Source organism: Hymenobacter segetis, assembly GCF_054776495.1.
The window spans coordinates 525,637-550,527 of sequence record NZ_BAAHBV010000002.1 but is presented as its reverse complement, the minus strand read 5'-3'; the positions used below and the strand labels follow the sequence as shown (position 1 = coordinate 550,527).

24 protein-coding genes are annotated in these 24,891 nt (G+C 64.8%); 8 read left to right on the top strand and 16 right to left on the bottom strand.

Features of this window, described 5'->3' with window-relative positions; all coding sequences use genetic code 11:
- Window position 1: 1 nt before the first annotated feature.
- From ACYU70_RS12890 to ACYU70_RS12850, 9 genes are all read right to left on the bottom strand, one after another.
- Window positions 2-610 carry a tetratricopeptide repeat protein gene (locus ACYU70_RS12890; RefSeq protein WP_342300232.1) on the bottom strand — a complete coding sequence of 203 codons (609 nt, stop codon included), beginning with the start codon at window positions 608-610 and terminating at the stop codon, window positions 2-4.
- Window positions 598-1,785 carry a tetratricopeptide repeat protein gene (locus ACYU70_RS12885; protein WP_342300230.1) on the bottom strand — a complete coding sequence of 396 codons (1,188 nt, stop codon included), beginning with the start codon at window positions 1,783-1,785 and terminating at the stop codon, window positions 598-600. Before ACYU70_RS12885 ends, ACYU70_RS12890 begins: the two co-directional genes overlap by 13 nt.
- Window positions 1,782-4,319, bottom strand: a complete 2,538-nt coding sequence (locus ACYU70_RS12880) for an urea transporter (RefSeq protein ID WP_460616013.1) — start codon at window positions 4,317-4,319, stop codon at window positions 1,782-1,784. Before ACYU70_RS12880 ends, ACYU70_RS12885 begins: the two co-directional genes overlap by 4 nt.
- A 147-nt stretch (window positions 4,320-4,466) precedes the next feature.
- Window positions 4,467-5,810, bottom strand: coding sequence for a type III PLP-dependent enzyme domain-containing protein (locus ACYU70_RS12875; RefSeq protein WP_342301651.1), 1,344 nt, complete (start codon window positions 5,808-5,810; stop codon window positions 4,467-4,469).
- Between the two features lie 201 nt (window positions 5,811-6,011).
- Window positions 6,012-7,070: an ATP-grasp domain-containing protein gene (locus ACYU70_RS12870; protein ID WP_342301649.1), complete on the bottom strand. Its 1,059-nt coding sequence runs from the start codon at window positions 7,068-7,070 to the stop codon at window positions 6,012-6,014.
- 6 nt (window positions 7,071-7,076) lie between these two features.
- Complete coding sequence (locus ACYU70_RS12865) at window positions 7,077-7,316, bottom strand: PqqD family protein (protein ID WP_342301648.1); 240 nt, start codon at window positions 7,314-7,316, stop codon at window positions 7,077-7,079.
- 192 nt (window positions 7,317-7,508) lie between these two features.
- On the bottom strand, window positions 7,509-9,419 hold the full coding sequence (locus ACYU70_RS12860) for a T9SS type B sorting domain-containing protein (protein WP_342301647.1): 1,911 nt from the start codon (window positions 9,417-9,419) through the stop codon (window positions 7,509-7,511).
- Window positions 9,420-9,596: 177 nt separating this feature from the next.
- Window positions 9,597-9,791, bottom strand: a complete 195-nt coding sequence (locus ACYU70_RS12855) for a hypothetical protein (protein WP_342301645.1) — start codon at window positions 9,789-9,791, stop codon at window positions 9,597-9,599.
- Window positions 9,792-9,851: 60 nt separating this feature from the next.
- Entirely contained in the window at window positions 9,852-11,027 is a 1,176-nt protein-coding gene (locus ACYU70_RS12850; RefSeq protein WP_342301643.1) for a cytochrome-c peroxidase, read from the bottom strand.
- Between the two features lie 307 nt (window positions 11,028-11,334).
- Here ACYU70_RS12850 and ACYU70_RS12845 point away from each other — a divergent pair, with 307 nt between their 5' ends.
- The 8 genes from ACYU70_RS12845 to ACYU70_RS12810 all read left to right on the top strand — a co-directional run bounded on the left by ACYU70_RS12845 (window position 11,335) and on the right by ACYU70_RS12810 (window position 18,290).
- Entirely contained in the window at window positions 11,335-12,444 is a 1,110-nt protein-coding gene (locus tag ACYU70_RS12845) for a sensor histidine kinase (protein ID WP_342301642.1), read from the top strand.
- Complete coding sequence (locus ACYU70_RS12840) at window positions 12,423-13,229, top strand: LytR/AlgR family response regulator transcription factor (protein ID WP_460616012.1); 807 nt, start codon at window positions 12,423-12,425, stop codon at window positions 13,227-13,229. Before ACYU70_RS12845 ends, ACYU70_RS12840 begins: the two co-directional genes overlap by 22 nt.
- Before the next feature lie 49 nt (window positions 13,230-13,278).
- On the top strand, window positions 13,279-13,527 hold the full coding sequence (locus ACYU70_RS12835; protein ID WP_460616011.1) for a DUF1153 domain-containing protein: 249 nt from the start codon (window positions 13,279-13,281) through the stop codon (window positions 13,525-13,527).
- A gap of 121 nt (window positions 13,528-13,648) precedes the next feature.
- On the top strand, window positions 13,649-15,388 hold the full coding sequence (gene kaiC / locus ACYU70_RS12830) for a KaiC family protein (RefSeq protein WP_460616010.1): 1,740 nt from the start codon (window positions 13,649-13,651) through the stop codon (window positions 15,386-15,388).
- Between the two features lie 46 nt (window positions 15,389-15,434).
- Window positions 15,435-15,761 carry a thioredoxin domain-containing protein gene (kaiB, locus tag ACYU70_RS12825; RefSeq protein WP_460616009.1) on the top strand — a complete coding sequence of 109 codons (327 nt, stop codon included), beginning with the start codon at window positions 15,435-15,437 and terminating at the stop codon, window positions 15,759-15,761.
- A gap of 8 nt (window positions 15,762-15,769) precedes the next feature.
- Window positions 15,770-16,105 (top strand): circadian clock KaiB family protein, encoded by a 336-nt coding sequence (locus ACYU70_RS12820; RefSeq protein WP_460616008.1) that lies wholly within the window; start codon window positions 15,770-15,772, stop codon window positions 16,103-16,105.
- Complete coding sequence (locus tag ACYU70_RS12815) at window positions 16,102-17,814, top strand: ATP-binding protein (protein WP_460616007.1); 1,713 nt, start codon at window positions 16,102-16,104, stop codon at window positions 17,812-17,814. Before ACYU70_RS12820 ends, ACYU70_RS12815 begins: the two co-directional genes overlap by 4 nt.
- 53 nt (window positions 17,815-17,867) lie before the next feature.
- Window positions 17,868-18,290 (top strand): response regulator, encoded by a 423-nt coding sequence (locus tag ACYU70_RS12810; RefSeq protein WP_460616006.1) that lies wholly within the window; start codon window positions 17,868-17,870, stop codon window positions 18,288-18,290.
- Between the two features lie 38 nt (window positions 18,291-18,328).
- Here the strand turns inward: ACYU70_RS12810 and ACYU70_RS12805 are convergent, their stop codons facing one another.
- The 7 genes from ACYU70_RS12805 to ACYU70_RS12775 form a co-directional block, all read right to left on the bottom strand.
- Window positions 18,329-19,297 carry a quinone oxidoreductase family protein gene (locus ACYU70_RS12805; RefSeq protein WP_460616005.1) on the bottom strand — a complete coding sequence of 323 codons (969 nt, stop codon included), beginning with the start codon at window positions 19,295-19,297 and terminating at the stop codon, window positions 18,329-18,331.
- Between the two features lie 98 nt (window positions 19,298-19,395).
- Complete coding sequence (locus ACYU70_RS12800; protein ID WP_460616004.1) at window positions 19,396-20,307, bottom strand: DUF5996 family protein; 912 nt, start codon at window positions 20,305-20,307, stop codon at window positions 19,396-19,398.
- 108 nt (window positions 20,308-20,415) lie between these two features.
- The gene (locus ACYU70_RS12795) at window positions 20,416-21,078 is read right to left on the bottom strand and encodes a response regulator (protein ID WP_460616003.1); all 663 of its coding nucleotides are present in this window, start codon (window positions 21,076-21,078) and stop codon (window positions 20,416-20,418) included.
- 49 nt (window positions 21,079-21,127) lie between these two features.
- Entirely contained in the window at window positions 21,128-21,934 is an 807-nt protein-coding gene (locus ACYU70_RS12790; RefSeq protein WP_460616002.1) for a sensor histidine kinase, read from the bottom strand.
- Window positions 21,913-22,572 (bottom strand): hypothetical protein, encoded by a 660-nt coding sequence (locus ACYU70_RS12785; protein WP_342301630.1) that lies wholly within the window; start codon window positions 22,570-22,572, stop codon window positions 21,913-21,915. The genes ACYU70_RS12790 and ACYU70_RS12785 overlap by 22 nt, the downstream gene beginning before the upstream one ends.
- A gap of 58 nt (window positions 22,573-22,630) precedes the next feature.
- Entirely contained in the window at window positions 22,631-23,368 is a 738-nt protein-coding gene (locus tag ACYU70_RS12780) for a hypothetical protein (RefSeq protein ID WP_342301632.1), read from the bottom strand.
- Window positions 23,369-23,641: 273 nt separating this feature from the next.
- Entirely contained in the window at window positions 23,642-24,781 is a 1,140-nt protein-coding gene (locus ACYU70_RS12775; protein ID WP_342301634.1) for a patatin-like phospholipase family protein, read from the bottom strand.
- Window positions 24,782-24,891: the final 110 nt, after the last annotated feature.

Below are 24,891 nucleotides of genomic sequence, written 5' to 3'. Positions count from 1 at the left end.
GCTACAGGCGGCGCAGGCCGGCGGTGGCGGCGGCATCGCCGGGGCGGATGAGCAGGGCCTTGGTGTAGAGGGCGCGGGCCTCGGCTTTCTTGCCGAGGTTGAGGTAGGCCCAGGCCAGCGAGATGTTGGAATCGTAGTCGAACGGGTAGAGGTTGACGACGTGCTCAAAGTAGCGCGCGGCCTGGCCGTAGGCCTTGCGGTTGAGGTAGATGACGCCGGTCCAGTAGTTGGCCTGGGTGTTCTGAGGGTCTACTTTCAGGATGCTTTCGTAGGTGGTCAGCATCTTCTCAATCTGGCCCAGCGCGTTCAGGGGCTTGATGAGGCCGAGCTTGGGCTCGATGGCGTAGGGGCGCTGCTCCACGGCTTTCTGGTAGTGGGCGGCGGCGGCGGGGTAGTTTTTGGCCAGGAAGTAGAGCCAGCCCAGGCGCAGGTTCTGCTCGTAGGTGCCCACGTAAATGGCCTTGATGGGCGCGATGGCCTCGGCGTAGTCGGCTTTGGCCTCGGCGGCGTAGCTGGTGGCGAAGGCGGCAGTCTGGTCCGGGGCCTGGGCGGCGGCCGGCACAGCATACACGAGGGCAGCGGTGGCGAAGGTCAGCTTTACCAGGTCCATGCGAGGGCAGTACTAAGGGATTGCAAGTTATACAGGCGGTTGTCGATGGCATCTCGGCGCCGCTCCACACCGTAGCTTAGGCGCAGCGAGAGCCGCTCGGGCAGCAAAATAAGCAGGCCGGCCCCGGCACGGGCCTGCAAGGGGTCGAGAAGATTGTACACGTAAAGCCCGTCGAGCTCGGCCAGCACCGGCACCTGGCCCAGGCCGCCGTACACATCGAGCCACGCGCGGCGGTGCAGCCGGCCGCCCGCGCCCAGCAGTCCATGCGGGTAGCTGCGGCCGTTGGAGCGCACCACGCTGGCCTGCCCGAAGCCGTAGAGGCGCAGGTTGCCGAGCGGGTACACGGTCAGGCGCAGGTCGGTTTGGGCGCGGGCGGTGTCGGTGAGGGTGCCGAGGTACTGGCCCGCCTGCACCGCGAAGTAGGGCCGGGCGTAGGCCAGGGCCGCGTAGCCAAGGTGGCTGGCGGGCGCTTCGAGGTGGCCGAAGTCGCTGTTCAGGTAGTGGTAGCCGAGCAGGGCCCGCCAGCGCGGGCTGAGCTGGCCGGCCAGCAGGGCGTGGTACTGATGCTGGCGCACGGGGTAGCCTTCGCCGCGCATGTGATGCTGGCGGTCGGGCAGCTCAATGTTCTGGCCGAAGTAGCTCAGGTTCTGGCTCAGACTGAGGCGGGGACTGAGGCGGGTGCCCAAGCCCAGGCGCAGGAAGCCGGCCGGCCCCCGGTGCTCATTATGGACCGACTGCCCACTGGCTTCCACCTCCACCCGGCTCAGCAGCTGAAAACCGTTGAGGTGCAGCGGCCGACGGAGCGAGTCGGGCAGGCCGCGGGCCACCAGGGCGGCGGAGCCGGGCTGGTTCAGGCCGAGGTAGGCGAGGGCCAGCCCATAGCGGGCGGTGGTGTCGACGGGATTTTCGCGCAACGCCCGGCCGTAGTGATTAATGGCCGCCGCCGGGCGGTCACGGGCCAAAGCGGCTTGGCCCAGACGGCGGCGCAGGGCCGGGTAATCGAGTCCGAGGCGCAGGGCAGCGCGGCCTACGGAATCGAGGGCAGCCCAGCGGTATTGCCGGGCCAGGGCCTGGGTGAGGCTGTCGGTGGCCTGATAGTCGGGCGTGGAGGCTTGGGCGTGGGCGGCGGTGGCCCCGGCCAGCAGCAGGAGAAGCAGGACGAATAATTTCCTCATGCGCCGGCTACTGTGCAGGTGAGGGTGAGGCTGCCGGTGGCCCGGCGCACGCGTAGCTCGGCCAGCCGGCCATCGGCAAAGAGCAGCTCTGCGGTCTGCACCTCGCGGGCGCGGCCGAAACCCGACACCACCACGCGGCTGCGCAGCCGCACCGGGCCACCGGGCCAGTGGCCGGCGGCAGTAGGCACTTCTTCGGCCCAAAAAGTGGGGCGGAGAAAGCGATAGAACGGGGCCAGTACATCCTGCACCCACGTCAAAACGGGGTTGCGCACCACGGTCAGCGGGAATTCGTCGTGCACGACCTGGCCCGGCAGGCTGGCCAGCGGCACCCGGTAGGCGGCCTGATAAAGCAGGTAGAGCCACGAGCTTTCATCGCCATAAAAGGCGGTGCAGTAGAATACCGACTCATCGCCCGCGAAGTAGAGCACCGCTCCCGTGCGCTGGCAGCGCAGGTAGGCCAGGTTGTATGCATCGGTAAACACCTCCCAGCGCTGGGCCGGGGCATCGGGCGCGGCGGCATCGTGCACGTCCAGGGCGTAGCCGGGGGGCAGGCGCAGGGCCTGGCTCAGGGTACGGTTGAAGGTGGGCGGGCTTACGACTTCGCCCGCCACGGGCACGGCGAAGTGGCGGAGCTGGGGCGTTTTGGGTTCATCGGTTGGCGTTTTGGACGAACCCAACGCTCCATTGGACGAGTCCAAAACGCCAACCGACGAACCCAAGACGCCGTTGGACGAACCCAAAACGCTAACCGACGAACCCAACGCTCCGTTGGACGAGTCCAAAACGCCAACCGATGAACCCAACGCTCTGTTGGACGAGTCCAAAATGCCATCCGACGAACCCAAGATGGTGTTGGGTTTGTCTAACGGTGTCTTGGGTTCGTCCGAAGCGCTAACCGACGACCCCAAAACCTGAAACTGTTGCGTCTTCAGCTTCTTGAGTGGCGGAGTTAAAGCGTCGGTAGCAATAGTTGAACCCGCCCCCTGCATCGCCACGAAATACGCCAACGGGTACGCCAGCGTCCGCGAGCCCACGTAGGGGGTGGCCTGCACCTGGAAGTGCAGGTGCGGCTCGGGCGAGCGGCCCGAGCTGCCGCAGGTGCCGATGATGTCGCCGCGCCGCACGTAGTCGCCCACTTTCACCGGCACCGAGTGGGCGCGCAGGTGCGAGAGCTGCGTGAACAGGCCCGGCGCGTGGCGCAGCACCACGGTATTGCCCCAGTTCTGGCGGGTATTCACCTCGCCGATAGCGTTGTCTTCGATGTGTTGGATGACTTCCTCCACCACGCCGTCGGCGGGGGCGAGGACGGGCTTGTTGTAGGCGTAATAGTCACTCAGGCTAAGGCCGGAGCCGTGGTAGGTGCGGCCGTCGGCATCGGTGATGGCGAAGTCCAGGGCCTGGCCCCAGTCGCCGAGGTGGGTGGGGCCGCCATCCAGGTAGCCTTGGGTGCAGGTCCACGCGCCCCGGAAGGGGAGGGTGAGGGCAACCGCGCCTTGGTGGGCCAGCCGCACCCGGGCCGTGGCGTAGGCGTAGAGGTTGCGCTCGGGCGAGTAGCGCTGGATGGGGGTGAGCACGAGGCCCGCGCCCGGCCGCTCGCGCAGCAGCAGCACGTACAGGAACAGCAGCGCCGTAGCGCAGTAGGGCAGCGAGAGGGCCGGCAGCCCCAGCTTATCGAGTACCGTGGTGAAGCCGGCCAGCGCCACCACCGTCACCGGCACGCTCAGCAAAGCCCACCCATAGCTGGCCGCCGAGGGGATGACGAACACGCCGCCTACGGCCACGGCGGCCACCACGTAGTTGGCCCCCAGGTTATAGTCCATCGGCCCGCTGCCCGCCGGCCCGGTGAGCAGCAGCAGCCCATACGCCCCCAAAAAGCCCAGCACCGACAAGGAAAACGCAATGCGCGAGTGCCACAGCAAGCCCGCCGCTACCAGCAGCCCCGCCAGCGCACTGTCCTGAAACAGCACCGCGCTCAACGCCCGCAGGTAGGTGGCCAGCAGGGGCGGCCAGGGCCAGTCGCCCACCCACTGGGCGGCCGCCACCAGCCGGGGGCCGCCCAGGGCGTAGGCCTCGTTCAGCCAGTAGATGCCGCCCTCGGCCGCCGGCAGGTGCAGCAGCGGCCCGGCTCCCAGCAGCAGCACCCACACCGTGCCCACAAAGGGCAGCGACAGAAACGGTAGCCCCCGCCCGCCCAGCCAGCCGCCCAGGGCTACGCTCAGCAGCAGGGCCAAGCCCGCGCCCACCACCACCAGCCCCGCCATCCCCCAGCCCGGCGCGAAGAACGAGGCCAGCGCCAGCCCGGTGAGTAGGGCATTAAAGCTGTACGCGCCGCTGTCCGTCCATTCCTTATTGAAGCCCCCGAGCCGTGCCCCCGCCACCGCCAGGCAGGTACTGGCCAGCCCCGCCGCCCCCACCACCGGGTGCCCAAACGACACCACCAGCAGCACAGCCGCAAAGCCCCGGTGCTGCGAAAAGAACAGCATGGCGTAGCTGTGCAGCACGGCGCGGAAGAAGGAGGAGAAGGAGGCAGGCATGGGTCGAGGGAAGACCAGTAAGCAAAGGAGAAAGATAACCGAAGTAGGGGCGGGGCTTGCCCCCGCCCGTCGTTGAACGGTGAGCAGTGGTTGATTGTGAGTGATAGGCGAGGCGGCCCGAACGGCGGGCGGGGGCAAGCCCCGCCCCTACAACAGATGCTCCGGCACCCGCTCCAACTGTTGCAGGTACTCCAGCGTCTCGGCGGCTCTTATCAAGTGCACCGCGCCGGCCTCGTCAATCATCACCACGTTCGGGCGCAGGTTGATGAACTGCTGCCACTGGCTCATGTTGTACGCGCCCACTTTGTGCACCACCACGGTATCGCCGGGGGCGAGCAGGGGCAGGGCAATGCTGTCGCGCAGCTGGTCGATGTTCATGCAGAGCGGGCCGTAGAGCACGGTGGGCTCGGTTTGATTGGAGAATTCGCGGGTGGGACTGATGTGGTGGTCGTACCAGAAGGAGGTGAAGAGCAGGTTCACGCCGAAGTCGAGGATGGTGGCGCGGCGGCCGTCGGCCAGGCGCTTATTCGCTAGCACCGAGCCGATGAGCGAGCCCGCATCATCGACCAGCGCCCGGCCGGCTTCCAGCACCAGCAGCGGCAGCTCATCCGAAGGGAAGCCCGCGCCCAGCAGCGCCCCGGTGATGGCCTCGGCGTACTCGTCCAGCGGCGGCACGGTGTCGGCGGCGGGCAGGTAAGCGCCTTTCAAAGTGTTGGTGGAAGGGAAGCCGCCGCCCAGGTCGAGGTACTGCACGGCTGTGTGCAACTCCCGCCCACAGCGGAGGGCCAGCGCTGCCAGCTTGGTAGCCGCCGTGCCGTAGGCTTTGGGCTGAAGCACGTAGGTGCCGATGTGGCAGTGCAAGCCCACCAGCGCCAGCCGCCCCGACGTTACTACTCGGCCCAGCGCCTGCCAGGCCTCGCCATTCTCTAGGTTGAAACCAAACCGGTCCCACTGCGGGTAGATACCGGCGTCGAGGTTCACGCGCAGGGCCACGCGGGGCCGGGTGGCGCGTCCGGCGGCCACGTCGAGCAGCAGGTGCAGCTCGTCAGCATTATCGAGGTGAATGACGGCATCGACCTCACAAGCTCGCTCCAAGTCCGTGCGCCGCTTACCGGGGCCATTGAAGAGAATGTGCGGCCCGGGCACGCCGTTGAGCAGCGCCTTTTCCAGTTCCATGCTGCTCACCACCTCCGCCCACGCGCCCTCCTGGTGGAAGGTGCGGCACACGGCATTCAAATAGTTCGTCTTGTACGACCACGCCAGCTGCACCGCCGGATACCGCGTGCCGAAGGCCCGCACCGCCGCCTGGTAGCTGCGCCGCAGCTGCCGCTCGCTCAGCACAAACAAGGGCGAGCCGAACCGGGCCACCAGCTCCGCCACGGGCACGCCATCGAGGGCCGTGGTGGGCGCGGCCCCGGGGCGCGGGCCGAACTTGTGCAGCGCGCCGGCCGTGAGCTTGCGGAGGGTGGGACGTTCGTAAGGTTTTTTCATGAAGGATGATGATGAACCAGCGGACAACTCCCCTCCTCAGCCGAGGAGGGGATGCTGGCGCGAAGCGGCAGCTGGGGTGGTTGACTCGTTGAACGACTCGCGCCCGCTTCAACCGGGTGTCGTTCGGGCATCGTGCAACGAGGTCAACCACCCCCGTTGCCGCGTCGCGGCAACATCCCCTCCTCAGCTGAGGAGGGGAGCTCAAAGTTCGCCCAGCGCGGCCACTTGCTGGAATTCGGTGTGGTCGGTAATCAGGTCCCAGGCGTAGCGCACGAACATCTTGCCCACGGCGTAGCCCTCCATCATCGGCACGGGCAGGCCCAGGGCCAGGCGGAGCAGGGCGGCGGGCTGGTTCTGGCCGGCGGCGGCCGTGAGGTATATCCAGGCCGGGAAGCGGGGGTTGATTTCGAGGATGACCAACTCATCGGCCGCCGTGCGAATCAGCTCCAGCTCGAAGCCGCCGCGCCAGCGCGTGGCCTCGGCAAAACGGCGGGCCAGGGCCAGCAGCGCCTCGTCTTCCAGCGTAATGCCAGCCCAGGCCTTGCCCCGGTCCGTGATGGTGAGCTTGCGCATGGGCACCGCACTCAGGGCGTGGCCGTGCCCGTCGCCCAGCCCGGCAATGTTGATTTCCTGCCCCGCCACAAACGCCTGCGCGATGAGCGGCACGCCCCACAAGCCACTCAGCCGTGCAAACGCCTGCTCGGCCTGCGCCAGCGAGTGCACCACGGCGGCATCGTAGTAGCGGCCCTTCAGCACCAGCGGCCAGCCTAGCTGCTCAGCGGCCGCGGTTATTTCAAAAGCACTGTGCAGGGGCCGGCTGGCCGGCGTGCTCAGCCCGTGCGCGGCCCCGAAGGCGGCCAAGTTCAGCTTATCGCGCGCATCGAGCTGGGCCAGCGTTGGCAGAAACGTGTGAATGCCCAGCGCCCGCAACTCGGGCTCCAGCTTGATGAAGTTGAACAGCTCGGCATCGAAGTTGGGGATGAGCACGGCCACGTCCTCCCGCTCGCGGATGTGGGCCAGCCGCGCCAGCAGCGCCGCCGTGCCCGCAGCCGGGTAGGGCAGCTGGTAGGTCTTATCCACCAGCTCACGCAGGTAGATGCCCGGCTCCAGCGCCTCGTAGCTCAGCCCGATGATGCGAAGGTCGAAGTCCGTGGTTTCGCGCAGGGCGCGGATAACGGCCACGCCCGGGCCGGGACTGTCGGTGGCGTTAAGGCCGGTCACGGCCACGGTCAGGCGCGGGCGGGTACTGGGAAGGGGCACAGTGGGTTAGTCTAGCAGGTTGAAGTCGCGCAGCTGGGCCAGCAGGTCGTCCCAGTCTTTTTCGAGCTGGCCGGGGGCCACGTCGTAGCGCTCCAGAATGTCGGCCTTGATGGCAGCCGTGTCCAGTCCGGCCTTGGCGCGGGCCAGGATGTCGGCTGCCAATGGGTTGGCCGCGAAGGAGTCGCCGGTGGCGGGATTGAAGATGAATCCGGCCTCGCTGGTGGCAATGTTGGGCTTGAGCTTCATGGGAGGGGAAAGGTAGGGAAGGAAGGGTTAGAGCGGGGGCGGCCCTGTCATCCTGAGCGCAGCGAAGGACCTTATCACCCAAGAACGGTCTGTAGTAATGCTGTCGGCAATTCAATTGGCGCAGGCGTGATAAGGTCCTTCGCTGCGCTCAGGATGACAGGCGTCTGCAACGTTGGTTTAGCACAAGCCCCGCTACGGAATCACCTCCACCCAGCCCTTGAACTTGCGGCCATCGGTGTAAGTGGCGAGGTAATAATACAGCCCGCCCGCGCCCTGGCCACCCCACTGAAACCCGCGCTCTGACGACGCAAAAACCTGCTGCCCCCAGCGCGAGAAGATTTTGATGCCCGCAAATTTGTTATCGCAGAAGTCCACCGGCAGGTCGGGCATGCGCAGGAAATCGTTCAGGCCATCGCCGTTCGGCGTGATGACGTTGGCCGGGCGGAAGGCCGCTAGCTCCGCCACCGGCACCACCTGGAAGCGGATGACCCGCTCCTGCGGCAGCGGTACGCACGGCCCGGTTTCGGTGAGCTTGAAATGCACGACCAGGCCATCATTAGCACCGATGGCCGCCACAGCCACGCAGGTGGGCTCCCAGGCGAAGGTGGCATTGGCCAGCCCCGTACCGTTCTGGGCCGCAAACTGCATGCCCACGGCGGCCAGGTCGAAGCTCTCGCCGGTGGCGGTAAGGGCCAAAGAGTTGCGGTCAGCATCGGTGCCGGTGAGGGTGGCGGTGTAGCGTTGGCCCAGGGTCACGCGCACCACGGTGGGCGCGGCATCCACGGCCGGGGCCGGGGCGGGCGGGAAACTGCTGGTGAGCACCGGGGCCGCGTTGGGGGCCTGCGTGGCAGTGAAGGCCACGCGCACGGTGTCGTGCTTGGGCAGGCTGCACCCGTTATCGGCCACAATGAGGTCGAGCAAATACACCTTGCCCTTGGTGTCCGAGCAATCGGGAAAGCAGAGGGTGGCGGTAAGGGTATCCGGTGCGCCGGCGGCCCGCACCGTGCCGCTGGTGCTGGTGGTGAAGGTGGGCGCGGGTACCGTGAAATTGACTGCCCGCGTGCTCATCGTGAGCACCGAGTTCGGGTCGGGGTCGGTGTAGCGGATGGTGAGGCAGCGGTTGCCGCCGGGCAGCAGGCGTAGCGTGTCGCGGCCTGGGCGGTATAGCGTGGCACTATTAGCGGCGTGCACCTGGAGCTTCGGGGCCACGTTGGTGGGGCAGTTCAGGACATAAAGCTGGAAGTCGCGCCGCGTTTCGCCAATCTTCACGCCCTTGCGGTATTCCGAGCAGCGCACTCCGAACACAAACAACCCCAGGCTGCTGGCCCGCACCGTGAGGCGGCCGGTGTGGGCGTCGATGCCCAAAGCCGGCGAGCCCGGAATCTGGTTGGTGGCGCTTAGGCCCTGGCTCCAGGTGATGGGGGCGTAGGGCGCGGCGCTAGGCAGGGGCGCGGTGTTGCCCACGGCGGCGGTGGCGTGGCCGTTCAGCGGCGTCACCATGTCGTAGATGAGTGAGTCGCCGTCCACATCCTGCCCGCCGAAATCGTAGTAAAACAGTTCGCCCCGGCACGCATAGTCGCCCAGGGGCGGGAAGATGCGCGGCGTGGAGTCAATAAAAGCCGCGCCATTGCGGACGACGGCCGGAAATTCGAGGTAAAAGGTCTGGGCCGCGCCGGCCGGGTTCACAATGTTGCTGATGGTGATGTTGCGGCAGCAGCGCTCCACGGCCACGTAGTAGCCGCCGGCATTGGCGTAGGTGGCGGCGTCCAGGATGATGTCTTTGGTGTACACCAGCTTGCGGGTGCTCAGCGAGCCCACGGCGCAGGCCGGGTTGGTGTATTGCACGAAGGTATTGGAGGTGAGCGGCAGCGTCACGTTCACCACGCGCTGGTTGGTGGCTTTCACAAAAATGCTGGCCACGAGGCTCTGGTCCAGGGCCAGTGGGTCGCCGTTGATGGCATCAAAATACAGGTTGAGGCTGAGCGTGTAGGTGCTGCCGGACTTGTACTGCAAATCCAGCTCGCCGCCCACAATGTGCGTGGCCGATGCCGCCAGCGGCAGCAGCAACAGAAGCAAAAGACCAAGCGAGCGGAGGGTATTCATAGTGATAATGAAGATAATAAATATGGCTGCGGCATCCTAGGAACCTCACCCCCGGCTCCCTGCCGAGCGCCGCCCCCTCCCTGGGGAGCGGCGGCATCGGTCTTTTTTTCTGACGGAAATTGTCAGTCTCCTCCTCTTTTTTGAAGAGGAGCGGGAGTGAGGCTCCGCTGTGCCGGATTAGTTAGCGCCGCCCGTGCCGGTACCCGTGCCCGTGCCCGTCGTGGTGGTGGTAGTAGGCGTGGTGGTCGTGGTGGTTTTCTTGGCGCAGCCGCCGTTGGGGCTCACGTTGTCTTTCTCGCAGCCCGAGAAGCTGCTCATGGAACACAGCAGCGCCGCGGCGCTGGCAAAACGAAGTACGGAAGTTAAGCGCATGATTATGAAGAAAATGGTGGTTGAAAAAATGAATTGAAAAAAGAAAAATGGGGAACGAGCTTAGTGGATGTTGCCGCCCACGGCCAGGCCGCTGGGCACGGCGGCGGGCACGGTGCGGTCGTAGCTGGCGGCAGTGAGGGATTGCAGAAAGGCGATGATGTTCTGCGGGTTAGTCACGCGGCCCGGGAACAGCGGGTCGCGCTGGCTCACGCTCACGTGCGGGTTGGCCGAAGGAGCCTGGCCCCCGCGGCCGGGGTCGTAGAAATTGAGCACGGCCGTCAGGTTGGCCAGCGTGCCGCTGTGCATGTAGGGCGCGGTGAGGGCCACATTGCGCAGGCTGGGCGTGCGGAAGGCGTAGCTGCCATTCGCGCCCGCGTCGGAGGCGGGGTTCTTGGTGTTGTCGGCCACGCCGAGGACGTGCAATTGGTAGTCGCTGAGCATCGGGCCACTGTGGCATTTGGCGCAGCCGCTGGTCACGAAATCATTCAAGCCCTGCACCTGCTGGGCCGTGAGGGCCGATTTATCGCCACGCATGTACTGGTCGAAGGGCGAATCAGTAGCTACCAGCGTGCGCTCGAAGCAGGCAATGGCCTTGCCGATATTGGCCGCCGTGATGGGCGTGGCCTCCGCAAACGCCGCGCTGAACAGCGGCCCATACGCCGCGAAGCCGCGCAGCCGCGCCACCACCGAGTCGAGGGCCACGCCCTCGGCATACTGGTGGCCGCGCATCTCCTCCAGCGTGGCCACGGGCATCAGCGACTGCGTTTCGAGCGACTGCGCCCGCAAATCCCAGAACATGGCGGCCGTGGCAGGCTGGCAGGTGCCATCGGTGGCCATGCCATTGAAAGCGGCGTTGAGGACCGTGGGCGAGTTTCGCTTGACGAAGGCAATGTCGTTGGGGGCGCGGAAATGGCGGGCAGTGCCCAATCCCTGCCCATTGCTGCCGATGCTGAGGTCGATGGCGTCGGCGTAGCCGCTGGCGGGATGGTGGCAACTGGCGCAGCTCACGTCCTTGCCGCCGGATAGCACGGGGTCCCAGAACAGGGCGCGGCCCAGCGCGATTTTGGCCGTGCTGCTCGGGTTGTTGGCCGGGGCGGATGCCACCTGCGGCAGGGCCGTGAGCGTGGCCAGGTCGGCGGCGTTGGGGGTATCCGGCTGTTTCTGGCAGGCCACTACCACCAGCAGCGCGGCGGCGGCCACCATCGAAGCAACGCGGGGAAGTAGAGACGAGGCCATGGGAATATTGGAAGATGAGCGGAGATAAAACCAGCAGCCCCGTTGGTCTTGGGGACGGTGGGATTGGTTCAAATTTGCAGGCCCTCTATAGGCTGGTCAAACTGCAATCGGCGAGTTACTAGCCGGCGTCGCCCATTCGCCCATTTAGCCCCCCAAACGGCGCGGCCCCAAACCGCCACTGCGCCACTGCCCGCGCCAGCGGCCCAAAGTGCCGACTGGCCGATATCCAACCCCCGCTGGCCGATGCGAGCCCGGGCACGCGGGGCCGCCGTTGTAGCTTGCGGAGCAATTCCTATCCACCACTTCTATGGCGTTACCGCTACTCCGTTCGGCTTCCACGCTGCTGCAGCACGCCCTGGTCTGGGGCCTGGTGGCGGTGCTTTTGGTGGCCCAGCAGCCCGATTACCCTGGCCCGAAGCCCACCGAGTTCTGGCTGACGCAGGCCGTGGTGTTTGGCCTGCTGGTGGGCGTGTTTTATTTGAATGTGCTGTGGGCCGCGCCGCGCCTGCTGTACGGCGGCAAGGGCTGGGCCTACGTGGCCCTGAATGCCGTGGTGGTGCTGGCAGTGCTGGTCATCCATCAGCAGGTGGAGCAGCGCCTGGGCGTGCCCGAGCTGGTGGCCACCGCCCGCGAGGCCGTCCTCAACCCGCCCAACCCGTGGTCCGGCCCACGCCCGCACCCGCAGCTGGGGCCCGATGAAGGCCGCCCGCTCTTCAATACCGGCGTGCTGCTGATTACGCTGCTGGTGCTGGGCATTGCCACCAGCCTCGCGGCCATGCAAAAGGGCCAGCGCGACGCCGAAAGCCGCCTGGAACTGGAGCGCCGCCAGGTGGCTACCGAACTCAGCCTGCTTAAGGCCCAAATCAACCCGCACTTCTTCTTCAACACCCTCAATAACATCTACGCCCTCACCCTGCTCGACGCCGACCTGGCCCGCACCAACCTGCACCGCCTCTCGCGCATGATGCGCTACGTGCTGTATGAGTCGCCCGCCGGCCATACCCGTTTGAGCCAGGAAATCAGCTTCCTGCGCGATTATATTGAGCTGATGCACCTGCGCCTGACCAACAAAGTGCAGGTCAAGTTCGAGATGCCCGACCCGCTAAGCCCCGACCCGTTCATCGCGCCCATGCTGTTCCAGCCGTTTGTCGAGAATGCGTTTAAGCACGGCGTGAGCGCCACCGCGCCCAGTTGCATCACCATCCAGCTGCGCCAGCCCACGGCCAATACCGTCGAGCTGTGCGTGCGCAACACCGTATTCCCCGACCGGCCCGCCGATGACGACGAGCCCGGCGGCATCGGCCTAGCCAACACCCAGCGCCGCCTCGATTTGCTCTATCCCCACGCCCACACCGTGCGCGTGCAGCCCCGCAACCCCGCTAACGAGTACGAAGTATGTCTGCACCTGAATCTGTAATCCCCGCCACTGCCGCCGCCCCGTTCGTCATTAACTGCGTGGCCGTCGATGACGAGCCGCTGGCCCTTGGCCTGGTCTGCTCCTTCATCGAGCAAACCCCGTTTCTGCGCCTCGTGGGCCGGCACGAAAGCGCCGTAGCCGCCCTGCGCTCGCTGCATGAGCGGCCCGATGCCCAGCTGCTGTTTCTCGATATCAAGATGCCCGACCTGAGCGGGCTGGAGCTGGCCAAAGTCTTGCAGCACGGCCCCCGCGTCATCTTTACCACGGCCTTCAACCAGTACGCGCTGGAAGGCTTCCGCGTCGATGCGCTGGACTACCTGCTCAAGCCCTTCGACTACCAGGAGTTTCTGCGCGCCGCCCTCAAGGCCAAAACCTACTTCGAGATGAAGCAGGCCAGCGAAACGCCCGCGCCTGCCTCCGCGCCACTCAATCCACCAGTTCCCCAACCCGCCAATGCACCCGAGGACGATTACATCTACCTCAAAGTAGAGTACCAGCTGGTGCGCGTGCCCCTGGCCGATATCGTGTACGTGGAGGGCCTGAAGGACTACGTGAAGGTGCACCTGGCCACCCAGACGCGGCCGTTGCTCTCGCTCACCAGTCTGCGCGGCATGGAGGAAAAGCTGCCCGCCAGCAAGTTTTTGCGCATCCACCGCAGCTACATTGTGGGGCTGGGTCACATCCAGTCCGTTGGGCGCGGCACGGTGCAGATTGGGGGCGAAACCCTGCCCGTGAGCGACGGCTACCGCGAGGGCTTCGACCAGTTTTTCAGCCGCTGGAAATAATTATTCGGCCGGCGGTCCAATCCGGTCAATATTCACGCTGCGTTAATATTTGTCTGTCTACCTTGGCTACATCATGAGCGAAAACCTGCCCGACTTCTTCGATACCGATGGCCGCCCCGCGCCCGTCGATGAGGCTGCCACGCTGGCCGAGCGCAAGCTCAAGGTCTGGGCCGTGCTCAACGCCGTGGAGCAGGGCCTGATGGCCGCCGACGAAGCCTGCGCCGCCTACGGCATCAGCCCCGCCGAGCTGGAAGAGCACCGCGCCGGCTGGCTCGATTTTGAGGCCGGCAGCCGCTGATTGCCCGCCCGGGTTGGAATTTACTGTTGAGTTCTGTTGTCTGCATGCCCGGTTGTGCTTTTTGCATAGCCGGGCTTTTTTTGTTTCAACTGCTACCTTTATCTGCTCATAGCACCGCTTCATGCCTGAAAATATTCCCGCCGCTGCCCACGTCTTACCCCAACTGCCCAAGGCCCCCACGGGCATCGAAGGCCTCGACGAAATCACCGAAGGCGGCCTGCCGCTGGGCCGGCCCACGCTGATTTGCGGCAGCGCTGGCTGCGGTAAAACCCTGATGGGTATCGAGTTCCTGGTGCGTGGCATCCTGGAATTTGATGAGCCGGGCGTGCTCATGGCCTTCGAGGAAACCGCCCCGGAGCTGGCCGCCAACGTCACCTCCCTGGGCTTCGACCTGAAGGATTTGCAGGAACGCAAAATGCTGCGCCTCGACCACGTCCACGTCGACCGCTCCGAGATTGAGGAAACCGGCGAGTACGACCTCGACGGCCTGTTTATCCGGCTGGGCTATGCCATCGACAGCATTGGGGCCAAGCGCGTGGTGCTCGATACCATTGAGGCGCTGTTTTCGGGCTTCCCGAACCAGGGCGTGCTGCGCTCGGAAATCCGCCGGCTGTTTCACTGGCTCAAGGAAAAGGGCGTGACCACCATCATCACCGCCGAGCGCGGCGACGGCACGCTCACGCGCCAGGGCCTGGAAGAGTACGTGTCGGACTGCGTGATTCTGCTCGATAACCGCGTGATTGACCAGATTACCACCCGCCGGCTGCGCGTGGTGAAGTACCGCGGCAGCACCCACGGCACCAACGAATACCCCTACCTCATCACCGAAAGCGGCATTTCGGTGCTGCCCGTGACCTCGCTGCGGCTCGACCACCAGGTATCGAACCGCATTGTGTCGTCGGGCATTCCGGCCCTCGACGAAATGTTTGGCCTGCGCGGCTACTACGAGGGCAGCAGCGTGCTCATTACCGGCACGGCCGGCACCGCCAAGACCACCCTGGCCGCCGGCTTCGCCGAAAAAATCTGCCAGGACGGTGGCCGCTGCCTCTTTTTTGCCTTCGAAGAATCGCCGGCGCAGCTGCTGCGTAACATGGCGTCGGTCAATATCAACCTGGAGGAGCACGTGGCGGCCGGCCGGCTGGTCATCGAAGCCAGCCGCCCCACCCTCAACGGCCTCGAGCAGCACCTCGTGACGCTGCACCGCCTGGTGAAAGAGTTCAAGCCCACGGCCGTCGTCATCGACCCCATCACCAACCTCATCACCGTGGGCAACGTGAACGAGGTGCGCAGTATGCTCACTCGTCTCATTGATTTCCTGAAGGTTAATGGCATTACGGCCCTGTTCACGGCGCTGGTGACCGGGCGCGGCCTGCAGCAGGAAATGACCGACGAAGGCGTGTCGTCGCTGGTTGATACCTGGATTTCGGTGCGCGACCTGGAGGGCGTGGGCGAGCGCAACCGCGGCCTGAGCATCCTCAAATCGCGCGGCATGGCGCACTCCAACCAGGTGCGCGAGTTCATCGTGACCCCGCACGGCATCGAGCTGCTCGACGTGGTGCTCGGGCCCACCGGCATCGTGACCGGGGCCAGCCGCCTCACCCAGCAAATGAAGGAGCACGCCGAAGCCCTGGCTGCCCAGCAGGAGGCCGACCGCCGCGACCGCGAGCTGGAGCGCCGCCGCCGGATGCTGGAAGCCAACATTGCCAACCTGCGCACCGAGTTTGAATCGGTGGAGGAGGAGCTGCGCCAAATCAGCTCCAACGAGCAAAGCCGCCAGCAGGCCCTGCTCAGCGGCCATCAGCGCATCGCGGCCGCCAACCCCCCGGCCCCCAGCGCCCCCACCGCCGAAAGCGGCCAGTAACCCAAACGCCCGGAATGCCGTAGCATCCCATTGCACCACCCGTTTTATGGCAGAAGTAGCCGCAGTTGAATTAGAAGAAGAAGGCCTCCAGGAAACGTGGGAACTGCGCTTGTACGTGGCCGGCCAAACGCCGAAATCGGTGACGGCCCTGGCCAACCTGAAGCGGTACTGCGAGCAGCACCTCAAAGGTCGGTACAAGTTGGAAGTGGTTGACCTGCTTGTAAATCCGCAGCTTGCTGAGGGTGACCAGATTCTGGCCATCCCCACGCTGGTGCGCAAAGTGCCCGAGCCCATCCGCAAAATCATTGGCGACCTCTCCAACGAAGAGCGGGTGCTGGTCGGCCTCGACGTGCGCCCCGCCACGAGCAAATAACCGCGCCAATGGAACCCTTTACGGACCCCCTGGCCCCGCCGGAGCCCGCCGGCCCCGAGTACGTGCTGCACCTGTACATCACGGGGGCCACACCGAATTCGACGCGCGCCGTGCGCAACATCAAAGACATCTGCGAGGAGTTCCTGAAAGGGCGCTACGAGCTGCTGATTGTAGATATTTACCAACAGCCCGACCTGGCCCAGCGCGAAGACCTCATCGGCGTGCCCACGCTCATCAAGCGCAGCCCCGGCCTGGTGCGCCGCCTGGTGGGCGACCTTTCGAACCGTGAGCGGGTGCTGAAGGCCTTGGGTATCAATCAATCAGCTGATGGTGCTGGGCTATGAGTAATCCTGCGCCCTCCGCCGCCGAGCTGGCCCGGGCCAATGAAGAGCTGCGCGAGCAGCTGGAGGAAGCCCACGACCTGATTCACGCCATCCGCACCGGCGCCGTGGACGCGCTGGCCGTGCAAAGCACTGAGGGCCCGCGCATCTTCACTCTGCAAGGGGCCGACCAGAGCTACCGCACCCTCATCGAGCAGATGAACGAAGGGGCCCTGCTGCTGTCGGAAGATGCCACCGTGCTTTACTGCAACGCCAGCCTGGCCGAGTTGCTGCACTGCCCGCTGGCCGAGGTGATGGGCCGCAACTTCGACGAGTTTGTGCCCTTGGGCTTCAAGCAAACCTGGGCCGCGCTGATGGAACGGGGCTGGGCCGGTAAAAGCCGGGGCGAGCTGCCGCTGCAAACCCAGACCGGGGCGTTGCTGCCCTTCTCGGTGTCGATGAACGTGCTGGAATTCAACGAGACGCCGGCGCTGGCCGTCATCGTTACCGACCTGTCGGCGCAGCGCGAAATCACGGCCATTCGGGCGCAGGTGGCCGAGCAGAACGCCCTGCTCGACCGCAAAAATGAGGAGCTGAAGCGCGAAGAAGCTGCCCGCCTGGCCGGCGAGCGCGCCGCCGCCGAAGCCAGCCGCGTGCTGGAAGGCATCCCGCAAATTGCCTGGACGGCCAACCCGCAGGGCATCAACACCTACCTCAACAGCCGCTGGTTCGACTACATAGGCCGGGAAAACGCCGTGGGTTCTGACTTGGGCTGGAGGGCGCACCTGCACCCCGAAGACCGGCCCGCTACCGGGCAGCGGTGGGTGGAGTGCCTGGCCTCCGGCGAGCCCTACGAGGTGGAATACCGCTTCCGCAACCGCGCCGGCGACTACCGCTGGATGCTGGGCCGCGCCCTGCCCTCGCGCAACGCGCAGGGCGAGATTATCCAATGGATTGGCACCTGCACCGATATTCACGAGCAGAAGCTGTCCCTGGAGCGCATCGACCAGGCCCAGCAGCAGTTGCGCGACAACAACGAGCAGCTCACCCGCGCCAACGTCGACCTCGACAACTTCATCTACACCGCTTCGCACGACCTCAAAGCGCCCATCAGTAACATCGAAGGGTTGCTCGATGCTTTGTTGATGGAGCTGCCCGCCGCCACGGCCCAAAGCGAAGAAATAAGCCCCCTGCTCGACCTGATGCAGGACTCGGTGAACCGCTTCAAGCGCACCATCGAGCACCTCACCGAGGTGTCGCGGCTGCAAAAGGAGCACGGCGGCTCCACGGTATCGGTCGACCTCGCGGCCGTTGTCCGCGATGTGCGCCTCGATTTGGAGCCGGTCATTCAGAGCACGGGGGCCCGGCTGGAAGTGGACGTGCAGGCCGCCACGGTGCTGTTTTCGGAGAAAAATCTGCGCTCGGTGGTCTTCAACCTGCTCAGCAATGCCCTGAAGTACCGCGCCCCCACACGGCCGCCGCACGTATGCCTGCGCAGCTGGACCGAAGCGGGCCACACGGTGCTGGAAGTGCGCGACAATGGCCTGGGACTCGATACGGCCTATACCGACCGGCTGTTCGGCATGTTTCAGCGCTTCCACGACCATGTGGAGGGCTCGGGCATCGGCCTGTACATGGTGAAGAAGATGGTGGAAAACGCCGGGGGCCGCATCACCGTGGCATCAACCCTGGGACAGGGCAGCACGTTTACGGTGCACTTCATTAATCAATGACCTGCCCCGTCCCAATGCGCCGCTTTGCGGGCAGGGATACGAATTGAATGCCTATGCAAAAGCTCGCCTGCGTCCTGCTCGTCGATGACGACGCTACCGCCAACTACCTCAACCAGCTGCTGCTGAAGCGGCTGGGCGTGGCCGAGCAGGTGCTGGTAGCCCTCAACGGCAAGGAGGCGCTGGACCTGCTGCACGTGCATTGCCAGACGCCCTTCGCCGACTGCCCCGTCCTGATTCTGCTGGACGTGAAAATGCCCGTGATGGACGGTTTTGCCTTCCTCGAAGCCTACGAGCAGCTGCCCGCCGACCAGCGCCAGGCCACCACCATCGTGATGCTCACCACCTCGCTGCACCCCCGCGACGTGGAGCGGGTGCAGCAGCTCAACATCGGCGGCTTTTTCAACAAGCCCCTGAATAGGGAGAAGGTCGACGAAATTCTGAAAAAGCACTTCGGCCGCCAGCTGCCAGCCGAGTAAAGGGGGGCTGCTACGGGTAGTCCGATGGCCGCGCCGTGCTACGGAATCAACAAAATCTTGCCCGCGCTTTGGCGGCTTTCGAGGTAGCGGTGGGCGGCGGCCCCCTCGGCCAGCGCAAATTGCCGGGCGATGTGCACCCGCAACTCCCCGGCCGCTACCAGCCCAAATAGCTCCGCAGCCCGGCGCTGCCGCTCCGCGCCCGAGTCAAGATAATTCCACAAATCGCCCCCGGTCAGCGTCTTCGAAGAGTCCATGAGCTGGCGCGGGTCAACCAGGGCCGGGTCGCCGCCGGCCATGCCGTAGAACACCGCCGTGCCCCGGGTTTTTACGGCTTCCAGGCTTTGGGCCAGGGTGCTGCCCACGCTGTCGTACACGGCATCGGGGCCTTGGCCGTGGGTGTGGGCGCGCAGCTGGCTGGCCCAGTCGTCGGAATATAAAAAGACGGCTTCTGCGCCCAATTCACGGGCTACCTGGGCTTTTTCGGGCGAGGAGGTGAGGCCCAGCACCCGGCCGCCGCGCTGCCGAATGAGCTGGGTGAGGAGCTGCCCCACGCCGCCGGCCACGGCGTGCACCGCCACCACATCGCCGGGCTGCACGGGGTAGCTGTCGTGGCTGAGGTAGTGGGCCGTGAGCCCCTGGAGCAGCAGCGCCGCCCCCAGCTCGAACGATACGCCGGCCGGCAGCGCCAGCAGTTTTTCGGCCGGGGCCAGCACCAGCTCGGCATTGGCAAAGGGCACGTCGGCAAAGGCTACCCGGTCGCCCGGGGCAAAGTCTGACACCCCGGCCCCCACGGCTTCTACCACGCCAGCGGCTTCGTAGCCGGCCAGGTAGGGCGGCCGGCCCAGCAGGTGGTAATGCCCCTGGCGGCGGTACACGTCGGCATAGTTCAGGCCGATGGCGCGGGTGCGCACCAGTACTTCGCCGGGGCCGGGCGCCGCCGGGTCCGGTACTTCGGTGTAATATAGAACTTCGGGGCCGCCAAAGGTGTCAAAACAAAGGGCTTTCATAAAACGAAAAACAGGGTGGGAGGGTAAAAGTAGTCCCTGTTTTTCGCCGGTCTGCGTGCACGTTCGTTCTGAAAACTGATTCCTCCTGGTATTGCCACCTAATGCCGCTCCAGCGCGGCGCGGTCCCAGTTCGATAAATCGGCGGCGGCGGCGTAGGTGCTTTGCAGGAAGTCGAGTACGGTCTGGCGCGGGTTTGGGGCGGTGCGGGCGGCTTCGTAGGGTAGGAAGAATTCGCCCATTTCGGGGCTGAAAAAGGCTTCAGCGGGTTGGATGGTGGCCTCGGCCAGGCCCGGCACGCCGGGGTACACATAGCTGTAGAAGGCGGCTGCCTGGCCGTTGCCGCCGGGCCACCAGCCGGCGGCGCTCTGCTCGGCCGAGTACGATTCGCGAGTCACCCAATCGGCCAGGTGCGGGATGCCGCCGGGGTGCGGCGGCGCGGGCCGCCCCGAAAAGCGCGTGACGGCCAAATCGAAGCTGCCCCAGAAAAAATGCACCGGGCTGCACTTGCCCGTAAAGCCGCCCCGAAACTCATTGAGCACGGCATCGGCCCGCAGCAGCACCTGCCAGAACTGCTGCACGGCGGCCGCATCGTAGGAGCAATGGTGCTCATCCTTCGTAAACGGCGTGGCCTCTTCCAGCTCCACCGGCACGGGCCAGATTTTGACGTGAATGCCGGCTTCGCGCAGCAAGGCGCGGTAGTGGCGGTAGAAATCGGCCACGGAGCGGGGCTTTAGGGCCAGCTCCCAGCTGCGGCCGTCGCTGGTGTGCAGGCGCAGGCAGTGCTGGTTGAAATCAAACACGACCTCGCAGCTGCCCCCGGCGTAGGGCATGGAGCCGGTGGAAAGGCCGCGCGGCGTGACATACAGCGGCACCTGCCACCAGTGGTTCACCATGGGGCTGAGCGCCAGGCGGGTTTTGCCCACTATCTGGGTCCAGAGGTGTAGGGTTTGGCGGGTGTCGTCCCAGTTGGTGGGCAGGGCGGGCCAGTGGTCAGCAGCGGGTTTGGTCATGATGAAGCAGGCCGGGGCGGGAGGGACGCCGGCGAGAATTTGCCTTCCTAAGTTAGGAAAAAACGCGGGCACCTGCTTGCACCAGCTGGCTTGGCTACCGGCCCGGGGCTACTGGCTGAGCAAATCGTGCTTGGCGGCGTAAGCAACCAGGCCCGCCACGCTGGACGAGCCGGTTTTATCCAGCAGCCGTTGCCAGTGGCCTTCCACGGTGCGGCGGCTGAGGAATAGCTGCTCGGCGATTTCGCTGGCCCGGCGGCCTTCGCAAATCAGGCGCAGCACTTCTTCCTCACGCGGGGTAAGCTCCAGCAGCTCCGGTAGTTTGGCAACGGGCTGGCGGCTGGGCTTCTGCACGCCCCGCATCAGCGCCCGCGAAATGCGGGGCGTGAAGTGGTAGCCCGTGGTAAGTACCTGCTCAATGGCCAGCACCAGCTCTTCCTGGTTGGCATCTTTGGGCAGGTAGCTGCGGGCGCCCAGCTTCATCATCTGGGTGATGTACTTATCGGCCGAAAACATCGAGAGCACAATGATTTTCAACTCTGGAAACTCCGCCAGCAGGAGCTGGGCTACTTCCGGGCCGTCCATTTGGGGCATCTGCAAATCGAGCAGCACCACATCGGGCAGCTGCTGCCGGCACAAGGCCACCAGCGCGTCCGCATCGGCCGTTTCCAAGACGCTGGCCACGAAGGGCAACGGTTCGAGGATGTAGCGCAGCCCCTGACGGAACATGGGGTGGTCGTCGAGGAGGGCGATGCGGGCGGGGGTAGGAACCATCGGATAGAGATAGAGTAGGTGGGAAATGACGAAGGAAAGAAAAATAAACTTAACTCGACAGTAGCGGCAGCTCCACCACCATGCGGGTGCCCTCGCCGGGGGTGCTATGGCGGCGCAGGCTGGCGCGCAGCATCTGCACCCGCACCTCAATGCTGCGCAGGCCTGCCCCGCCATTTTTGCGGCCCGGGCCGCCGGCACTGGCCGCAAATCCACAGCCGTCGTCTTCCACGGCCAGCGTCAGCAACTCGGACGTTTGGTGCAGCTGCACCACCAGGTAAGTGGCCCCCTTGGCGTGTTTGAGGGCATTGTGCAGGAGCTCCTGGCAAATGCGGTACAGGGCCAGCTCCTGGGCCAGGGCCAGGGACTGGCCGTATTCCATATCCAGCTCGATGGGCAGCTTGCCGGTTTCGTTGCACACGTCCACCAGGTGCTGAATGGCCTCGGCCAGCCCGTAGCGCGAGAGCACGGCCGGGTACAGGCTGTGCGACACGCTGCGCACGTCCTGCACGGCCGCCGTCATGAGCTCTTCGATAAGGGCCAGCAGCTCGGTAGGCGGGGCCTCGGTGGGGGTGCTGCTGAGCCGGTTTATCAGCAGCTTGGCCGTGGCCACCGTCGAGCCGATGCCGTCGTGCAAATCCTGCCCGATGCGCTCGCGCTCCCCTTCCTGGGCTTCAATAATGGCTACCAGCAGCTGCTGCTGATGAATGGCCTCGGCGGTGCGCATGTGGAGCTGCTGTTGCAGCAGGCGCTTCTGGTACGTCACCAGAAAGACCAGTAGCGTGCCCGCCGCCAGCAGCATCACCGCGATGCCACTAAATAGCAGCTGGCCAAACGTTACTTCCGCTGGGGGAGCCATAAGGCCAGGCTGTAGCAGCTATAAAGGATAATGAACAGAAACGAATGTATCATCCAGACGTTGGCATTCAGCTGGTGCGAGTAGTTCAGCAGGTAATTGCTGAAAATGGCAATCTGCAAATAGCCCAGGTAATATATCAATAATCCCGTCGATACCCAGAACATGGGCTCGCGCCGCAGCTGCAGCACGCGTAGCTCGCGCAGCAGCTTCCGGAAATACAGGCCCACCAGCAGCAGTATCAGCGCGCCCTGAACCACCTGCTGACCGGGCCGAAACTGGGCCAGCGCGCCCGGAACCAGGCTATCGAACAAGGCATACGCTGCAAAGCCGCCTACCAGCCAGGGCACGGCCCGGGTGAAGGTAGGCGACTGTAGCGTGTGTCGAAACACCAGGGCCAGGAGGGTGAACTCGCCCACCATATACACCGGCATCAAAAACATGTTGTTGCGGTGCTGAATCATGAACGCGAAAGCCAACACATTCATCGGCAGCACGAAGCCGATAAGCGTGGTGAGGTACCGCATATTCAGCGGCAGCTGGCGGAAGCGAATCAGGCCAATGATTCCGGCTGCCAGTACCGGCAACATCGTCAGCCGCATCACCAGCTGCTGCAACGAAAGATGAAAAAGGTCAGTCATAACGCACTTGCCCTCTTCCGTCAGAACTGGCAATTATAAGGTTTTTTGGTATCGGCTCTCAGGTGCCGGGAGGGCAGGGAAAGGCCATGTCAAAAGCCCGGGCGGCGGTGGCCGCCGCCCCGCGCGCAGCCAGCTCCGCAGCGGGAGCCTGCAGCACCAGGCCGAACGTTTTCGTCAAATCAGCCTCCGAAGTGGCAGTAGGGGCGTGGTACTCGTGCAGGCCCAGGCCCAGGCTGAGGTTCTGGCCCGGAACGGATGCGCTGCCGAAGAGGGCCGACACAAAATCCTTTATCTCAAAGTTGTAGCCTTCGAGCGTGACCGCCTCGTGCGAGGTGGCGGCGTAAGAAATGAACATGTCCGCCTTGATGTCGTCCGCATCGTGCCAGTTTTTTTGCCAGTCAGCAGCCAGGTCCAGCGGAATAGGCTCGCCCAGGCCACCATTTGGGGTGCTGGCCGTGAAGTAGGGGTCGGGCAGGTAGTAGGCCGACAGCCGGTAGCCGGTGGCATCGGTGGCGAACAGGACGAGGTTGAACCGTTCGCCCTGAGGGCCGGGCATCAGCAAAAACCGCGCTTTAATCTGGCTCACGCCGACGGCCGAAACCAGCCATTTAATGCGCTCCGGCGGAAAGCTGAGGGCCTCCAGCCGGTTGCTGTCGGGCCCGAGGAAGGCTTGCGTAAGATTTGCCCCAGATGGCCCGGCAAATTCCTTCCAGGCGGCCGCGTACTGCGTGTAGTCGCCTTCGCTGAGGAGGTAAGAGGTTTCAGTGGCATTGGCTGCCAGAGCGGTGTTGTTCATTGGGTTAGATGAGTAAGGTTGGTGAAGTGATACGTTCGCGAGGGAGTGATTTTGGTGAATTCGGCGTGACGTTGAAACCGGGGGCGCGGCTTCCGGCGGCGGCTTGCCGCACCGGGGAAGCGCCTGGATTAATGGGCCGTGCGGCAGCGGCGCGGCGGCACAAAGAACCGCGACAATTCCGGCGCATACCCCCGTAGAAATACGGTGTTTCAAAACCGGGTATTTTTACGCGGGGGACGGCTCATTCTTGTCCGGTTTCACTCGAATGGTAGGCTAGGCCGGCAGGAAGGCCGCGAAATGCGCCAAATCCACTTCTTTGGCCACGGCCTGGCCCACTTCCTGGAGCTGCGGGATGTACTGCACGGAATCCATCTGCTGCACGGTTTCGGGCTTGATGTGGGGTAGGCCCAAGGCGTCGAGCCCGGCGCGGGAGAGGTCCGCGTTGTAGCGCAGGTAGGTGAAAAACTTCTTCTCGATGGAGCCCGGGCCGATGTCGCCCTTCAAATCCAGCACCTCGCTATCGATTTCGCCGCCGTGCAGGCAGCGCCCAAACACGCGGCACAGCATGTCTTGCTCATTGGAGGCGGCAAACATGAGGGCCGATGGGATGGAGCTGGCGTTGTAGAGCAGGTTCATCTCGTTGGGGGCGAGGTCGGCGTTGGAGCCGGCCGCCGCACCCGTGCCCACCGACACGAGCAGGAGTTGGTCTTCGCCGGTGGGCCATTCCAGCTTGTAGGGCTTCACGGTAGCCATCAGGAAAAGCTGGAACGCGGGGTTGTTATACATGGTCACGCCGCCGTCCACGAACACAAAATCCTCGGTGCCCACGGTCACTACTTCGGGGGGGAAGTAGGTGGGGGCGGCGGTGCTGGCCCGCACCAGCTGCCAGAGCGGCAGCTGCAGGTTGCAGCTGTGGTGGCTGATGTCGTTGTACTTGGCCCGGGGGTTGTTGGAGAGGGGCCAGGGCGAGTCGGTGGTGGCGTTGCGCAGAATCAGGAGCAGGTAGGTTTTCAGGGCCTGGCTGCCCAGCGTGGTTTCCGGCTCGCCGCTGCGCTCCCGGATGACTTCCTGGAGCTTCTGAGCCAGCTGCTCGTCCTTGTACTTATTGCGGAAGCGCTTGAGGATGCTGGCCTTGTCGAACATGGCCGGGCCGCTGGCCAGGTAAAACGCCCGGATATCGGTGACGCGCATGCCCAGGCTGAGGCAGGTGGCAATGATGGCCCCGGTGCTGGTGCCGGCAATGTAGTCGAAGTAATCGGCCAGCACGAAACCCGGCCCGGCCCCGAGGCGCTGCTCCAGGCTGCGCTCCAGCTCGGCCAATATTTCCAGGGTAATGGTGCCGCGGATGCCGCCACCATCCAGCGCCAGCAGCTTGCGCGGGCCGCCCAGCGCGTCTTTGTCTTTAATTGCCATGAAAGGAGTAGTAGGTGTGTGGAATAGAAGAAGGGGCTGGAAATGGACGTGCGTGGCACGCCGGATAAAACCCGGACTACCGGACTTAATTCGGCGGTGAAGTAACGGGT

Excerpts from the sequence above, each read along its gene's own strand:
- kaiB (WP_460616009.1), top strand. The coding sequence starts at position 15,435 with ATGGCAGAAGTAGCCGCAGTTGAATTAGAAGAAGAAGGCCTCCAGGAA.
- ACYU70_RS12785 (WP_342301630.1), bottom strand. The coding sequence starts at position 22,572 with ATGACTGACCTTTTTCATCTTTCGTTGCAGCAGCTGGTGATGCGGCTG.
- ACYU70_RS12800 (WP_460616004.1), bottom strand. The coding sequence starts at position 20,307 with ATGACCAAACCCGCTGCTGACCACTGGCCCGCCCTGCCCACCAACTGG.
- ACYU70_RS12810 (WP_460616006.1), top strand. The coding sequence starts at position 17,868 with ATGCAAAAGCTCGCCTGCGTCCTGCTCGTCGATGACGACGCTACCGCC.
- ACYU70_RS12780 (WP_342301632.1), bottom strand. The coding sequence starts at position 23,368 with ATGAACAACACCGCTCTGGCAGCCAATGCCACTGAAACCTCTTACCTC.
- ACYU70_RS12795 (WP_460616003.1), bottom strand. The coding sequence starts at position 21,078 with ATGGTTCCTACCCCCGCCCGCATCGCCCTCCTCGACGACCACCCCATG.
- kaiC (WP_460616010.1), top strand. The coding sequence starts at position 13,649 with ATGCCTGAAAATATTCCCGCCGCTGCCCACGTCTTACCCCAACTGCCC.
- ACYU70_RS12875 (WP_342301651.1), bottom strand. The coding sequence starts at position 5,810 with ATGAAAAAACCTTACGAACGTCCCACCCTCCGCAAGCTCACGGCCGGC.
- ACYU70_RS12880 (WP_460616013.1), bottom strand. The coding sequence starts at position 4,319 with ATGCCTGCCTCCTTCTCCTCCTTCTTCCGCGCCGTGCTGCACAGCTAC.
- ACYU70_RS12805 (WP_460616005.1), bottom strand. The coding sequence starts at position 19,297 with ATGAAAGCCCTTTGTTTTGACACCTTTGGCGGCCCCGAAGTTCTATAT.
- ACYU70_RS12815 (WP_460616007.1), top strand. The coding sequence starts at position 16,102 with ATGAGTAATCCTGCGCCCTCCGCCGCCGAGCTGGCCCGGGCCAATGAA.
- ACYU70_RS12865 (WP_342301648.1), bottom strand. The coding sequence starts at position 7,316 with ATGAAGCTCAAGCCCAACATTGCCACCAGCGAGGCCGGATTCATCTTC.
- ACYU70_RS12775 (WP_342301634.1), bottom strand. The coding sequence starts at position 24,781 with ATGGCAATTAAAGACAAAGACGCGCTGGGCGGCCCGCGCAAGCTGCTG.
- ACYU70_RS12855 (WP_342301645.1), bottom strand. The coding sequence starts at position 9,791 with ATGCGCTTAACTTCCGTACTTCGTTTTGCCAGCGCCGCGGCGCTGCTG.
- ACYU70_RS12820 (WP_460616008.1), top strand. The coding sequence starts at position 15,770 with ATGGAACCCTTTACGGACCCCCTGGCCCCGCCGGAGCCCGCCGGCCCC.
- ACYU70_RS12860 (WP_342301647.1), bottom strand. The coding sequence starts at position 9,419 with ATGAATACCCTCCGCTCGCTTGGTCTTTTGCTTCTGTTGCTGCTGCCG.
- ACYU70_RS12850 (WP_342301643.1), bottom strand. The coding sequence starts at position 11,027 with ATGGCCTCGTCTCTACTTCCCCGCGTTGCTTCGATGGTGGCCGCCGCC.
- ACYU70_RS12885 (WP_342300230.1), bottom strand. The coding sequence starts at position 1,785 with ATGAGGAAATTATTCGTCCTGCTTCTCCTGCTGCTGGCCGGGGCCACC.
- ACYU70_RS12790 (WP_460616002.1), bottom strand. The coding sequence starts at position 21,934 with ATGGCTCCCCCAGCGGAAGTAACGTTTGGCCAGCTGCTATTTAGTGGC.
- ACYU70_RS12890 (WP_342300232.1), bottom strand. The coding sequence starts at position 610 with ATGGACCTGGTAAAGCTGACCTTCGCCACCGCTGCCCTCGTGTATGCT.
- ACYU70_RS12840 (WP_460616012.1), top strand. The coding sequence starts at position 12,423 with ATGTCTGCACCTGAATCTGTAATCCCCGCCACTGCCGCCGCCCCGTTC.
- ACYU70_RS12845 (WP_342301642.1), top strand. The coding sequence starts at position 11,335 with ATGGCGTTACCGCTACTCCGTTCGGCTTCCACGCTGCTGCAGCACGCC.